At 52.9% G+C, this 14,125-nt stretch carries 9 protein-coding genes; 8 read left to right on the top strand and 1 reads right to left on the bottom strand.

Annotated features, from left to right (window positions below; genetic code table 11):
* Positions 1 to 344: 344 nt before the first annotated feature.
* Positions 345 to 488, bottom strand: coding sequence for a hypothetical protein (locus QP109_RS02440; protein WP_257525579.1), 144 nt, complete (start codon positions 486 to 488; stop codon positions 345 to 347).
* A 234-nt stretch (positions 489 to 722) separates the two neighbouring features.
* Between QP109_RS02440 and QP109_RS02435 the strand changes: the two genes are divergently transcribed.
* The 8 genes from QP109_RS02435 to QP109_RS02400 all read left to right on the top strand — a co-directional run bounded on the left by QP109_RS02435 (position 723) and on the right by QP109_RS02400 (position 14,047).
* A complete protein-coding gene (locus QP109_RS02435; protein ID WP_058237394.1) occupies positions 723 to 1,580 on the top strand; it encodes an NBR1-Ig-like domain-containing protein in 858 nt (285 codons plus the stop codon).
* Entirely contained in the window at positions 1,577 to 1,807 is a 231-nt protein-coding gene (locus QP109_RS02430; RefSeq protein ID WP_058237393.1) for a helix-turn-helix domain-containing protein, read from the top strand. The genes QP109_RS02435 and QP109_RS02430 overlap by 4 nt, the downstream gene beginning before the upstream one ends.
* Positions 1,807 to 3,459 (top strand): site-specific DNA-methyltransferase, encoded by a 1,653-nt coding sequence (locus tag QP109_RS02425; RefSeq protein WP_285023101.1) that lies wholly within the window; start codon positions 1,807 to 1,809, stop codon positions 3,457 to 3,459. Before QP109_RS02430 ends, QP109_RS02425 begins: the two co-directional genes overlap by 1 nt.
* Before the next feature lie 12 nt (positions 3,460 to 3,471).
* Positions 3,472 to 6,114 carry a DEAD/DEAH box helicase family protein gene (locus QP109_RS02420; protein ID WP_285023099.1) on the top strand — a complete coding sequence of 881 codons (2,643 nt, stop codon included), beginning with the start codon at positions 3,472 to 3,474 and terminating at the stop codon, positions 6,112 to 6,114.
* 16 nt (positions 6,115 to 6,130) lie between these two features.
* The gene (locus tag QP109_RS02415) at positions 6,131 to 7,066 is read left to right on the top strand and encodes a HamA C-terminal domain-containing protein (RefSeq protein ID WP_285023097.1); all 936 of its coding nucleotides are present in this window, start codon (positions 6,131 to 6,133) and stop codon (positions 7,064 to 7,066) included.
* Positions 7,059 to 9,701 carry a DEAD/DEAH box helicase gene (locus QP109_RS02410; protein WP_285023095.1) on the top strand — a complete coding sequence of 881 codons (2,643 nt, stop codon included), beginning with the start codon at positions 7,059 to 7,061 and terminating at the stop codon, positions 9,699 to 9,701. Before QP109_RS02415 ends, QP109_RS02410 begins: the two co-directional genes overlap by 8 nt.
* An 879-nt stretch (positions 9,702 to 10,580) precedes the next feature.
* Positions 10,581 to 12,518: a Rib/alpha-like domain-containing protein gene (locus tag QP109_RS02405; RefSeq protein ID WP_285023094.1), complete on the top strand. Its 1,938-nt coding sequence runs from the start codon at positions 10,581 to 10,583 to the stop codon at positions 12,516 to 12,518.
* Positions 12,519 to 12,913: 395 nt separating this feature from the next.
* Positions 12,914 to 14,047, top strand: a complete 1,134-nt coding sequence (locus tag QP109_RS02400; protein WP_285023093.1) for a GIY-YIG nuclease family protein — start codon at positions 12,914 to 12,916, stop codon at positions 14,045 to 14,047.
* Positions 14,048 to 14,125 lie beyond the last annotated feature (78 nt).

Genomic DNA, 14,125 nt, shown 5'->3' with positions numbered 1-14,125 from the left:
TCTCCATTTCTCCGGGAATCCCGGTGATTTGGAGACCTGATCTGTTTGGCTCAGATCACTGGTGAGAACTACTTGGAAGACGACAAAGGCGAGCCACCCCACATACCCCTCAGTGAAGAAGGGTTGGGTGAGGTGACCCGCCGAGCGCTCCCAGAGCAGGTCTCACTAGTGATTTGTTTGTCTAACCCCACGGCCTGCACCCGCCATAGGGCTTGCTCATCCGCCAGATGAGCTCCCGAACAATCACGCTCAGGCTTGGAGAACGTCAGTACCGGTGGCCACCAGCGCTACCGTCCCCACCCACCCGGCCCGCACTGTGTCGAAACCGAGTGGGCTGTGTACGGCTACTTGCCGCGCTTGAGCGGCTTAGTCTGCGCCAACGCCGAAGCGGCAACAGACTTCGAGTCCTTGCCATAACGGCCATTGGTCAGAATCTTCGACGCCTTGGACGCCACCTTCGCGGACGTCTGCTTACGGTTCCTCCCCATGTGCTTCACCTCCTTCGCTCTTGCTACGACACCCACCATCACTTGATGCGTGTTCATGAGCGTTAGCGCGAGTCGGCGTGCGATAATGAGATAGAAGTTGTTCGTCTCGTCGGCTCGTGTTTTGCTCACATACTCATCAAACGCTGTGGTTTTGGGACTTCAGATCGTTGAGAGAAGCAAAAACTGGGACTTCTGGGACTAGTTTGGGACTCGGCATAGAGGAGCGTGACGCACATGGGTTTGCCCGAGTTTTGTCGCGCTGTTTACAAGCGGAAGAGTCCCATCACTAACCAGGCAAAATTTGTCCAAGCCGTATTCCAACACGCTGGCAGTGCAGAGCGGTTAGACGACGAGTACGCGCGAAAGATCTTTACCGGAGCGAAACCGATCTCCGAACCGCAATACGAATCATTTCCTACACAGGTGAGCAAGAAATCGTTGCATGATTTCCTTCTTACCCACCTGACGCCCCTCCCAAGCACACGGGCCACATTGGACGACCGCTGCCAAGAAGTCGGCAAAGACACCGGACTGCCCTCAACCCTCACTATCGAACCAGAAGCATTCATTTGGGCACTCACAGATTGGTTCGACGCGATCATCCACGATCCAAACCATTGCGATGTCCTTGAACACTGCTACCGACTTCGCCTTGAAGACCAGGAACCAGAAGAAATAAACCCCGTGCCGCAGCCGCTCTATCAAGGAGATCGCGTCGACGTCACGGAACCGCCCGCACTGCAAAAACACAAGCCAGGATTTTGGGCCGAGTTCACTCACACCTGGACACTGCGCAACGTGGGCAGCATCGACTGGACCAGTCGGACACTCGTCTGTACGAATCCAACAGACCCGCGACTACGACCCGTCGGCACCACACAGATCGCCATTCCTGACAGCCCACCAGCGACAGCGAGGTTCATCAAGATTTCTTGCACGTTTCGGGCGCAAGGCTACGAAGGAGCAGCCTCAAGCCACTGGGAAATGCGCAACCAGGAAGGCGAGAACTGCTTCCCTCGTGAAAGCGCGACCTTCAATGTCGATGTCACAGTTATTAACCCGGATCTTCAAGCGATAAGGCAGGAACGATGAGCGAAGCTGAATTAGAAAACTGGGTCACCATGAAAGAAGCGCAAACTCACCTCGGGGTGCGCCGGGAAACCATCACGAAATGGATAACAACCCATAATCTCCCTGCCTATAAAGTCGGCAGGGTCTGGAAGTTCAAACTCTCAGAAATCGACGAATGGGTCCGCACCGGTCAAGCCGCAGAAGAACCACATCCCAACAACCCTCACGAGCCTAAGGAGGAACGCTAATGCCAGAACTGAACTGGGTCGGCAAAGACAAGGTGATCACCCACCACCTCGACGTTCCCTACCGCGTCCTCGACCGCCAATACTCATATGACGAGCACGGCCAACACGATGGGGACAACGGCTCACAGAACATGATTATTCATGGTGACAACCTCGAAGCCCTCAAAGCTCTACTACCAAAGTACGAAGGCAAGGTTGACTGCATTTATATCGATCCTCCCTATAACACAGGCAACGAAGGCTGGATCTACAACGACGCCGTCAACGACCCACGAATCAAGAAATGGCTTGGCGAAGTCGTCGGCAAAGAAGGCGAAGACCTCTCCCGCCATGACAAATGGCTATGCATGATGTATCCAAGGCTTCGCCTGCTCCAACGCCTGCTCGCACCAACCGGAGCCATCTTCATCTCGGTCGATGACAATGAAGCAGCCAACCTCCGCCTCATCTGCGACGAGATCTTTGGTCTCGCATGCTTTGTTGCCGATATAGCCGTGGTGAACAACTGGAAGGGTCGTAGCGACGCTAAGTATGTCGCTACCGCCCATGAACATCTCCTCTTCTATCGTGGAGTCGATTTCATCACTCGTGGCGTTCCATTGCCCGAGGAGTACGTCAAGGATTACCGGCATGAAGATGAACATGGAAGGTATCGTGAACTAGGTCTCAGGAAACGCGGCGCAGGGGCAAAACGCGAAGATCGACCCAACATGTACTACCCGTTTTCATATAACCGCAAAACTGGTGAACTCAAATTGGGTAACTCGCAGTCAAAAGAAGAAATCGAAATTTATCCACGCTTGTCCGATGGAACCGACGGGCGATGGCGCTGGGGTCGGGAAACTGCCCGAGAACGAATCGGCGAGTTGACGGTAAAGAAGGTTCGCGGTCGTGACGAGTTCGACGTTTTCCAAAAGGATTATCTAGATCTTGGTGGAGTGAGACGCGCCAAGCCTAAATCTGTTTGGATGGGTTCCGAGTTTTCGGCAGAGACCGGCACACTTCAGGTCAAAAAGATATTTGGGCGGCGTGATTTTGACACACCTAAGCCAATTGAGCTGATTCAGCTTTGCCTCGAACAGGCAACAAACAAAGATTCCATAGTCTTGGATTCCTTTGCTGGATCGGGAACAACCGCCCATGCAGTGCTTGCCACAAATCAAGCAGACAATGGAAGCCGAAAGTTTATTCTGGTCGAACTTGGAGACTACGCAAACGAAGTCACAGCTGAACGCGTAAAGCGAGCCATCGAGGGGTACGGCTCTGGCAAGAATAGGACAGGAGGTACGGGAGGTGACTTCTCCTTCTATGAGCTTGGCGCGCCGCTTCTTGTTGAGGGCGATTTGAATCCCAATGTTCCTCTTGAGCGGGTCCGTGAGTATGTGTGGTTCACCGAAACGGGGCAGCCGTTTTCGAATCCGCCCAGTGCCCATCCGTATTTCCTGGGTCGGCATGAGGATGCGTCGTTGTTTTTCGTGTATGAGCCGGATCGTGTGACGAGTTTGGATCGTGGCTATCTGGCTTCTATCCCGATCGAGTGTGCGGCTAGTTCGTATGTGATTTATGCCGATACCTGTTTGTTGTCGGATGAGGAGCTGCGCTCGCTGAATATCACGTTCAAGAAGATCCCTCGGGATATCACCCGTCTCTAAGGAGTGTTGGTCATGGAGTTGAAGAAGTATCAAAACCGGGTGATTGCCGATCTGGAGGATTACCTCACCCAGCTTAACGAGCAGCCCACTCTGAGCGAGGCTTTCAAGATGTTTTGGGAGTCTCGCCAGATTGAGGTTGGCACCCTGCAGATGCCGGGCTACCAGAATGTGATCGATGGTGTTCCGCACGTGTGTTACAAGGTCCCAACTGGTGGTGGGAAGACGTTTTTGGCGTGTGCGTCGGTGAAGCCGATTTTTGAGGCTTTGCCGCCGACGCGGAAACAGGCTGTGGTGTGGCTGGTGCCGTCGGATTCGATTTTGACGCAGACGTTGGCGGCGTTGAAGAATTCCTCGCACCCGTATCGGCAGAAGTTGAATACTGATTTTGGTGGCCGGGTTGAGGTGTATTCGAAGGAAGAGCTGCTGGCGGGGCAGAATTTCAGCCCGTCGACGGTGGCTGAGCAGTTGTCGGTGATGGTGCTCTCGTATGACTCGTTCCGCTCACGGACAAAGGACGGGCGCAAGGCATACCAGGCCAATGGGAATCTGGCGTCGTTCTCGACTGCGTTTGGTGCCCCGGAGCAGCTGATCGAGAACGCGGATGAGACGGCTTTGTTTCAGGTGATTAACCAGTTGAATCCGGTGGTGATCGTGGATGAGTCGCATCACGCGACGAGCACGTTAAGCCAAGAGATGCTCACGAATTTTAACCCAGCGTTCATTCTTGATTTGACCGCGACCCCGAAGCGGCAAGCGAACGTGATCTCGTATGTGGATGCGCTCTCGCTCAAGAACGAGAGCATGGTTAAACTTCCGGTCATTGCGTATAACCGGTCCTCGCAAAAGGATGTTGTTACGGATGCGATCGATCTTCGCCGTTCTCTAGAGGTCGCCGCTACACAGCAGTATGAGAATGGTGGCGCTTATATTCGCCCGATCGTGTTGTTCCAGGCTCAGCCGAAGACGAGCGAGGATGCGACTTCGTTTGAGCGGCTGCGTGACAAGCTGGTTAAGGCTGGTATTCCTGCAGAGCAGATCGCGATCAAGACCGCCGACGTAAACGAGCTCAAGGGCGTGGATCTGCTCAGCGAGGAGTGTCCGATCAGGTTCATCATCACCGTGAACGCGTTGAAGGAAGGTTGGGACTGCCCCTTCGCCTACATTCTGGCGTCGTTGGCGAACAAAACCAGCCAGGTTGATGTTGAACAGATCCTTGGCCGTGTTCTGCGCCAACCCCACGCGAAGAAGCAGCCGAATACGTTGTTAAACATGAGTTACGTGTTGACCTCCTCGAACGATTTCGGCGTCACGCTCAAACAGATCGTTGCAGGGCTCAACAGTGCCGGATTCTCCAAGCGCGACTTCCGTACAGCCGATCAAGTAGCTTTCGACTTCACTGGTGCGAACCAGTCCAGCAAACCTGCCCCTACGTCGTCAGACTCAGTGGAAGGTATGGACGTTGAAGAGTTTCTGGAGTTCGATGAAGAACAGGTTGCAGCGGATTTAGATGCGCGAGAAGAATCCGCTAGTTCACCAGAGCCTTCGCCGGATCTGACGGTTGCTTCGATGATCGAGCAGGCGGCTCAGCAGGGTGCGGACTATGAGCAGGAGGCCGAAGAAGCCGCCCAGATGGGTGAGGGCTTCGTGCCTTCGGATTTGGAGGATGCTGTGGACACGAGCTTCGTGAACCCCGAATTCGCTGACGAGATCGAAACCCTTCGCCTTCCCCAATTCGTCATCCAAGAGCCTGGATCAGCATTGTTCCCGACAGCTCATGAGGGATACAACGAGCTCAAGCACGAGGCACTAGCCGGTGACTTCGACTTGGCTACGAAAGACATCGATATCGACTTGTCGACGGCCGATGAGCAGATGTACAAGATTGACGTGCGAAAAGACTCAGAGGTTCCTAAAGCCTTCCGGATGTCGAGTACCGACCAGAAATTCATGCGCGAACACTTCTCGAAACTGAGCATCGAAGGACAAAAACGTAACACGGCTGAAGCGATCTACCAACGGATCAAACCGATCAATTCGATCACTGACTCTGACCTGCGCGCATACATCGTGCGGACGGTTGAAACCTTCGGCACCGAGCAACTGCTGACCTATCAAGAACACCCACATGCGGTAGCAAGCAAGGTCAAACAGAAAATTGACGGTCTTTTAGAAGCGCACAAAATCAAGAGATTCTATGAGGACATCGAGACCCGCCGCGTTGATGTTCAACAACTCTATGCGTTCCCGAAAGCGATCCAGCCCATTCATGCCTCCTCCCTCATTGGTGGCTCCCTGTATGAGGCCGAAGACAAGATGAACGGCTTTGAGCTCGAACTCGCTGGTCGCTTCTCCGGCATGAACAACGTTCGCTGGTGGCACCGCGTCATTGAACGCAAGGGCTTTTGCCTCAACGGTCCGTTCAACCACTACCCAGATTTCGTCGTGATGACCACCAGCGGCACCATCGTGGTTGTCGAGACCAAGGGCGAGCATTTGAAGAACGACGATTCTAACCGCAAGATCAGGCTCGGGCGGGCGTGGGCGAACATGTCCGGCAATGACTACCGCTACTACATGGTCTTCGAAGATGGCGTCACTCCACCTGACGGGGCGGTCACTTTGTCGGAGCTCGTACGTATCCTCGAAAAGCTGTAGGCGGGAAGGACACCTCTTGGGAGAAGACGAGATGGCACAGGCGACAATCACATCAACGCTGCGCGGCGACACATTCGCGTCCACGTTCACCGAAGTGGCCCATTCGAACACGTTAGGTCTTCGAAACGACGAACAGTTACGCCTGTTCCATCTGTCTATCCAAAACAACCGCTTCGACCACACAGCCCTCATCAAGTTCCTCAAACGCAACGTTGGACGCTACGTCTTCTCCCGCGCCGAATACGAAGGCTACAAACAGCGAGACGATCTCGAAGAAGTCGCTCTCGACGCGGTAAACCGGATGCGTTCACAACAAGACGGCATGGGGCTGGGCGAAATCTTGCTCTACGTCCTGCTCGAACAAATCCTCGAAGCACCCAAAGTGATGAGCAAGATCGAGCTCAACCAGGCCCGAGGCCAGATCCACAGCCGCTGCGACGCCATCCACCTACTCACACCAGACGGTCAGCGAACCACCAGCAGCATCGTGTTTGGAACCTCCAGCGTGGTCGGCAACATTGGGGATGCCATCACTGCAGCATTCGACCGCGTCGTAGATATAGAACAGAATCGCTCAGACGAGGTTCAGCTCGCCGAGCAAACTGTGTTCACCAAGACCCTCGACCCAGCAACAGCAAACTACGTCAAAGATCTGCTAATCCCGAAGCCGGGTGGGGCACCCGAGTTTGATACCGCTTATTCGATGTTTCTGGGCTATGACATCGGTCTCGATCCGAAGAACTACAGCAACCAGCAGTATCGGTCTGCGCTCGATCAGAAAATGCAGGGTGATATCGCCGCGCACGCCCAAATGATCGCCAACGAGATCAACACCCGAAACTTGGATAACTACTCGTTCTACATTTACGTTTTGCCCCTCAATGAAGTAGACGTTGACGCGGTCGCAATCATGGATGGGCTCGTGGGCGAGCCAGGTGGTAGCCATGTCTGACAAGCAAGTAACAGTCGGCGATCTCGTATTTGCCGATATCGACTCCAACGAATTCCTCAAACAGCTGTACGCAAACCTGCTCTACAACTACGGCTTACATCGATTAGGGCTGGCGAATCGTCAACCATACGACGTGGATCTTGAAGCCGCCCTGCGGTTCGCAGACCTGCTCTCGAAATCAACCCACCCCACCAACCGTGACCAGCATAGGGTATGGGCGCAAGAAATCGCACTCCTCTGCCACATTCTCTACCCACAAGATGCACAAACGAAAGCATACGTTCCTGCAATCTTCACCACACTAGGCAACTACCCAGGCCTGAAGCAGTTGGGCGTGACTTCCGATGCAGGCATCCTCGACGCCGCATTCAACGCCTACCAAGCCGAATACCTCACCGTGCCCGGTGACAAAACGATGAAGTTCTTCGCGCCGCAAAAGAAAATCTACGACCGCCTCACCGACGGCAAGTTTTCCTTCTCAGCCCCAACATCCTTGGGCAAGTCCTTCATCATGCGCACCTTCATCACCAACCAGATCAAATCCGGGGTGACAGCCAACTTTGCGATCATCGTGCCGTCAAAAGCGCTGATTAACGAGACCCGATCGAAACTGATCGCTGACCTTGGCGAAGACCTAGAACGACACGACTACCGAATCGTCAGTGCCGCCGGTGACATCGTGCTCGAAGGCGATCACAACTTCATCTTCGTACTCACCCCAGAACGTCTGCTTTACCTTCTGATCGGCAAACCTGCGATCGAATTCGAGTACGTCTTTTTCGACGAATCACACAAACTCTCATGCAAGAACAGCCGCGCCCCGTTCTACTACCAAACCGTGACAATCCTTCAACACCGCCACAGGCCACCGCACTTCGTCTTCGCTTCACCCAACATTCCCAACCCAGAGGTATTCCTAAGGCTGGTTGATCCTAACTCTGACGAGAATGAGACCAACGCGGTCGCAACGCAGTATTCGCCAGTCGCGCAGTTCAAATACCTCGTCAACCTGCACGAGAACACCATTTCCAGTTACAACGACCACACCCAAGAATTCACGCACCTAGCCTCGCTTCAAGCTCAGGACGCTACCGCACAGGATGTAACCCGATTTGTTAGTGAATCATCACGAGGTTCAGATCATCGTGGGCAAACCATCGTGTTTCATGCTGCCCGACATCACGCAGTGCAAGCGGCGCGTGACTATGCCCAGGGTTTGGCAGACCTCAACGATAAAGACTTGGACGCTCTCGCAAAAGATATAGAACGCGACGTCCACGAGGACTACTACCTTAGCGGTCTCATCCGTAGAGGCGTCAGCTACCATATCGGCTACCTTCCACCAGCAATCCGCGAACGCATCGAAGGTCTGTTCCGCGAAGGCAAAATCTCGACACTATTTTGTACCAGCACGCTTCTAGAAGGAGTCAACCTTCCCGCCGACAACCTCGTCATCACAACCAACAAAATCGGCAGAGCAGGAATGACAACAGTCGACTTCAAGAACCTGATCGGCCGAGTCGGACGTATCGAGTTCAACCTCTACGGCAACGTATTCATCATCGTGGGCAACCAACTTGCATCCGAGCAAAAGGCAAAGGAACTCCTGCAAGCGAACGTTCCTGCACAGACGCTATCCGTGCAAACCGACTCACAAATTATCAGCAAGAAAATGAAGCAAGGAGTCGTTGCTGATCTTCAAGAAGGACAGATCGAGTTCGCCAAGGGAGATGAAAGCTACGAGCGCTACAACATGAAGCGCAAATTCGGACTCATGCTCTTACGCGACATCACCACAGGACGTCAAAGCCTGGTGCGTGAAGAATTCTCCGACTACCTCGACGACCAAACCATCAGCCGAATCCGAGAGTCCTTCGCGCAAAGAGAAGGGCAACAAGACGACGACATCAACGTATCTGTCGACCAAGCAGAATCCTTAACTCAAGCTGTCCGAGCCGGACTCAAATACCCGCGCATCTCTCCAGACGGGAAGTTCAACTACGACGAAACTCTCGCGTTTCTCGAAAGGCTCGCCTCAATCTTCAAATGGCGCGTCTACGACCCCGAAACACTCGGAAAAACAGATAAGTACGGCAACCAGCTCACGATGCTGCGCTGGTACACCGTATTGCTTACACAATGGATGGAAGGTCACGGACTCCGTTCGATCATGAACCGTGCCCTCCAGTACCGCCTGCAACAAGGAACGCTCTACATCAAAGGGCAAGGAGAGATCCGTTACGAGAACACGCTCCAGCACCGCAACATCGTCATCAGTGAAATCCTGAAAGTTCTTGAAGACGTCATCCTCTTCAGCCTGTCGAACTACTTCCTCAAATTCTCCAACGAATACAAGAAGGTCCACGGAGTAGAGCAGTTCGACAACGACTGGTACGAATACGTCGAGTACGGCACGACGAAACAGAAAACCATCCTTCTCCAACGGCTGGGATTCACCCGCGAGAGCGCCACCTACATTCGAACCAACGTTTCCAATGCAATCTTCCTTCACGAAGGAAAGCCCCACCTGAACCCGATTCTTCTCGAAAGCTCGAACATCAACGTCCGCAAAGAAGCCAACGAAATCAGATACAACGTGCCAGAAGCCTTCTCGATGCCAGATTCTATGTTCTAGCCCCCGCACTAGGTACCCGCTAACGCAAGCACTCGCCCAGACCCCCTTGGCTTCAAACGGACGCCACCCCAGTGGGCGTTACAGCGACGACCGTCGGATCGCCAAACCTCCAGCGAAGTAGCGAGCAGCCCCAGAAACAGCAAAACCCCTGTTCAAAAGGGGTTCAAGGGCTCAAGCGGCTTTTATCATTTTCGACGTCTAAGTATCTTGTAACCGGCCACAAGGTTGTTCCCTTGTGGTCGGTTTTAGTGTCGGGCCGGGAATCGAAATGGGCCCACTGTGCCACGGTGTGGCACGGGGGATCCCGTCGCCCGCTCCATTTAGTTTTAGCTAGAAGTAGCAGCCCGGAGCATGATTGATGCCGGGCGGGTTGTTAGGGTATTTGGGCTACTGCTAATTGGTGTTCTTGGTGCTCTTATAAGAAGGTGTTGAGCGCGGTGTGGCCGGTGATTGGAACATACTGTTGTGCCTCTTCTTTAATCTCGAATGGATGTCGTCGCATCGTTGGTTTCCAGTTCGAAAAGAGCAACTGATTGCTCACGATAAATGTGACTCAACGAACTACAAGACTCGCGCAAACCACCCCTCACTGGCGATAGCCCATTTCTTAGTCCTGCAAATAGGAAGGATCTCATTTCTCAGTAATTACGGGAAAAATATATATAATGTACGCATAGTATAATGTACGCATAGCTTCTGTACTGCACGCATGTAGCTGAAGTCCCATTAACGATTGATTGGATTACCATGCAAAGAATTGTGAGGGTCGCGCTTTCAACGCTTACGGTAGCAGCGGCCGTAGTGGCCGGGTTCGCTACTGTCCCTAGCGCTCAGGCTGCGCCCGAGGATAGTTACGCTGATGCCCCTCAGCTTAGGCATATGGATTGGGACACGTGTCCGAATTTGCATTACATCCATGTTGCGGAGTGGACCTATTGCTTGGACGGCAACGTCAAAGGTAAAGGCGATTCTGGATCATGGTATTGGAATGATGCAGAGAAAACTCTTACGTTCGATAATTTTGTCCTCGAGCGCAAGGACTTTACCGGATCTTACGGTGCAGGCACATTCGTTGAGGTGGTATTCGATCGCTCAAAAGTTGGCGTGGAAGAACTGAATGTCAAATTCCGTGGTAACAATGTCATCGATCAACAGTCAAAGGGACACTCAGATGCACTCGCTCTGACGTTTACTATGAAGAGCGGCGGAGTTAATAGCAAGCAAGATGGTCTTAATCCGAAGGTTAATTTGATTGGTGAGTCTGCCGATGCGACTCTCACAATTAATACAGATATCTCCAACTCCGACCCTAACTACTCAACGGCTATTGAAAGCTGGGGTGGCGCGCTCACAATCGGCGGGCAAGGGACGATCAACCTTAACCCCGGATATAGCGGTGATAAAGGATTTACTGGTGCTATGGGTATTTCTGCCAGCCCTTTCACCATCACAGATGATGTAAAAGTCAACATTAAGAGTCAAATAGCCAATCCCGAGACAACATCAACGGAGTTCGGCGTCCTAGGCACATATGGATCTGCCGTACTTGCGGGCAACTCCCATCTCAATATCGATGTGCAAGGTGCTACTCGTGGCTGGGCTATGGGCATGTATAGCCGTAAGGATATTGCCGTAACTGAGCAGGCTACCCTGAATGTGCAGGCAGTATCGGCGGATAAGCAACTACTGAATGGTGTTCGAGCGGATAGGAACTTGAAGTTCTCTTCAACTGAAGATGCCAATATCAAGGCTCCTGGTGGGCGCGTTTTGCGCGCTGGAGGTGCAGCAATATTTGAAGGTCCCGGCGACGTAAACGGCGAGGGCAACCCGGAGTTGTCATTGCAAGCCGCCGGCGACGTAACTATGGCTAAGGGCTATGGTGTTTTTGCGCCCGAATCTGGCAAGGTGAATAATCCTGGCGTCATTAACGCTGACGGCGAGAGAGTAAACGAATGGCAGTTGTCCATTTTGAAACCACTCTATGAGTTGGTTGAAACATCTCCTGCTAAGGCAGTGGAGTCGCCTATGAAGGGTGAAGAGTACGTGAAACAAGGCATCCGACACGAGTACTCAGCCCCGGAAACGGTTACGGTTAACGGAAAGACGTGGCAGGTAGGGATTGACGCTTCCACTGGCCAGCTGACGGTGACTCCAGCTGCTGATGCAGTCAAGGGGGATAGGGCCGAGATTCCAGTTACTGTGACTTATTATCAAGCTGATTCCAAAGTAAAGACGCGTGAAGCTATCGCACCGGTTGTTATATCTGAAGCGACTGCTGCTCCGCAGCCACCAACCGTGCAAGATATGAAAGACGTCCCGGAAGGCTCTTGGCAAGAGGTGGTGATTCCGTCTTACGGTCCGGATGGGGCTGGTACTCCTAACCCGTTTGATGGGGTGTTTAAATATGATGTGACGTATGTGAACAATGATGGCGAGCCCTTCAACCCGGATGATCCTGTTAGTCGCGGGAAGAAAGCTGTTGTGACTGTGTCGCTTACCGACAAAGGTAAGGAAAGCTACACGTCACTTAAGTGTCCAGAGGGTGCTGCTTGTGAGGTGAATGGCGACGGGAACGTAGTGTTCACAGTTGATCTAGCATTCAAGCCCAAGCCAGAGTCCCCTGACGAGCCGGGGGAGCCAGGGCCTTCGGAGGAGCCGAGGGGGGCAGAGCCTTCGAAGAAGCCGTCAGCTACGTCAAAGGCACAGCACGGTCACGGTGGGCTATCCAAGACAGGTTCAGCGGATATGACTCTGCTTGGTGCTAGTGCCCTGCTTCTGCTGGCGGGTGGCTACTTGCTCAAACGTCGTCACATGTAAAATCGCATGTAACGTGTCATCACATAGCGCGCCGTGCCTCAATCTCATGATGAGGTACGGCGCGCGCGTATTTAATCCCAGACACTGAAGAATTCACAAGGGGCCGTTGCGTGAGCCTCTTCCTCACCGTGCTACCGTAGGTGTTCTGCTTCTGCTGATAGGTTGCGTCAGACCATTTTGGCAGCCAATGCCAGCGTCCCCGTAACGCTGAAGCAGGCAGTCTTGTAAGCGGGCACCTCAATTGATGTTCTGGCAAATACTATCTGCGATGTGCGCAAGGATCGCGAAATATGCGCAACCTTTTGAAACCTGCCTAGCTTGTGGCAAAAATGGGTTACAGTGCTTTCAAATACGGGAGTTGTTTGGTTTATTTAGCGTTATAAAGGTAAAACAAGATGGAACCCGAGCGGGAGAGTGCTTCGCGCACGTCTTTGGAAGAGCTTGAAACAATGCCGATTGCCAAGGTCGCTTCGGACGTTAACAAGACATCCTCCGAACTCAAATACGCTCGGTTTCCAGTAAGAGAACTGGATTCCATTTCAGCTCTTATCCCGCATAACCGGCGAGGAATTTACGTGCTCGAGTTTTCTAACGGCGAGTTCTATGTTGGCCAGGCAAAGAATGTGGTGACGCGTTTTGCTCAGCATCGACATGGAAATACTAATCATGTGGATCCGTGGACAGACGTGGAGAAGCTTTGGTTTATGCCGGTGCCTGCGGTGATGAGTTTGGACTCGATTGAGTATCAAGAGATCCAACGCTTCCGCGCAGATGCTAAACGCTTGCGCAACCGTCTGGGGAATGTCGGGCATGACCAGCCTTCCAGTCTAGATCTGGAGATTCCTGTTGAAGATCAGCAGGCCTGGGCCCTAGGTGATGGTCCTTATGATTTACGAGGGGCGCGGCAACGTTTGGAAGGCTTCGGGAGTGAACCCACGAAATTCGCCAGGCTAGTTCCTAACGAGTATCAGGAGCCAATTTTGCGTGATATTGCTTTTGCCTTGAAGGAGCTAGTTCCAAGCGCTGTTGAGCTTGAGGGGAAGTACTGGACTCTAACGGATTGTCCAAGCACAAGTGGGGGCCGTTGGGCCACGTTGAGTACGGGCTTTATTGAGCTCTTGTTCTTCCCTCGCACTTGTGAGATTCCAGACCAGAAGGCGATAAAGCTGGAATCCGTTGAGGGTGTCGGCTGGTTGAACACGGTTCCAGGAACGATCTTGCAAGGCAAGACAACCGGTTTTTGGGCGTTTGAATATGAGTCTTCGTATAGAGGGTTCTTGGATGCCTGGGCGTTCACCGCTACGTATCCGTCAGCGAATTCGGATGCGATTAGCTACGCGGTAGGAGACCTCGAACAGTTTTGTAACCAATATCCCGAGGTTCTTGAAGGAGCTAGAAAATTCGCGTTGCAAGCTATGCGGCAAAATACTTCAGGAATGTTCAAGCGCTGGCATTCTAAGCCGCTGGTTCGCGATGTTTACCAATACGCGATTAATCAACAAAGTGGGGGATTCAAGGGACAGCTGTAAGCGTAGCGCTACTTATCCGTAGATGTTTCATGGGGCGAGCTCGCGCTGAACTGGTCGTCTGAGAACTTGCTGGCCTAG

The organism is Pauljensenia sp. UMB9872, assembly GCF_030212665.1.
Classification (GTDB): Bacteria; Actinomycetota; Actinomycetes; order Actinomycetales; family Actinomycetaceae; genus Pauljensenia; species Pauljensenia turicensis_B.
The sequence above is the reverse complement of the archived record's forward strand: the minus strand, read 5'-3'. Positions and strand labels throughout refer to the sequence as shown.

Bases quoted from the DNA above. Each gene is read 5' to 3' on its own strand.
- QP109_RS02440 (WP_257525579.1), bottom strand. From the start codon at position 488: ATGGGGAGGAACCGTAAGCAGACGTCCGCGAAGGTGGCGTCCAAGGCG.
- QP109_RS02405 (WP_285023094.1), top strand. From the start codon at position 10,581: ATGGATTGGGACACGTGTCCGAATTTGCATTACATCCATGTTGCGGAG.
- QP109_RS02410 (WP_285023095.1), top strand. From the start codon at position 7,059: ATGTCTGACAAGCAAGTAACAGTCGGCGATCTCGTATTTGCCGATATC.
- QP109_RS02430 (WP_058237393.1), top strand. From the start codon at position 1,577: ATGAGCGAAGCTGAATTAGAAAACTGGGTCACCATGAAAGAAGCGCAA.
- QP109_RS02400 (WP_285023093.1), top strand. From the start codon at position 12,914: ATGGAACCCGAGCGGGAGAGTGCTTCGCGCACGTCTTTGGAAGAGCTT.
- QP109_RS02435 (WP_058237394.1), top strand. From the start codon at position 723: ATGGGTTTGCCCGAGTTTTGTCGCGCTGTTTACAAGCGGAAGAGTCCC.
- QP109_RS02420 (WP_285023099.1), top strand. From the start codon at position 3,472: ATGGAGTTGAAGAAGTATCAAAACCGGGTGATTGCCGATCTGGAGGAT.
- QP109_RS02425 (WP_285023101.1), top strand. From the start codon at position 1,807: ATGCCAGAACTGAACTGGGTCGGCAAAGACAAGGTGATCACCCACCAC.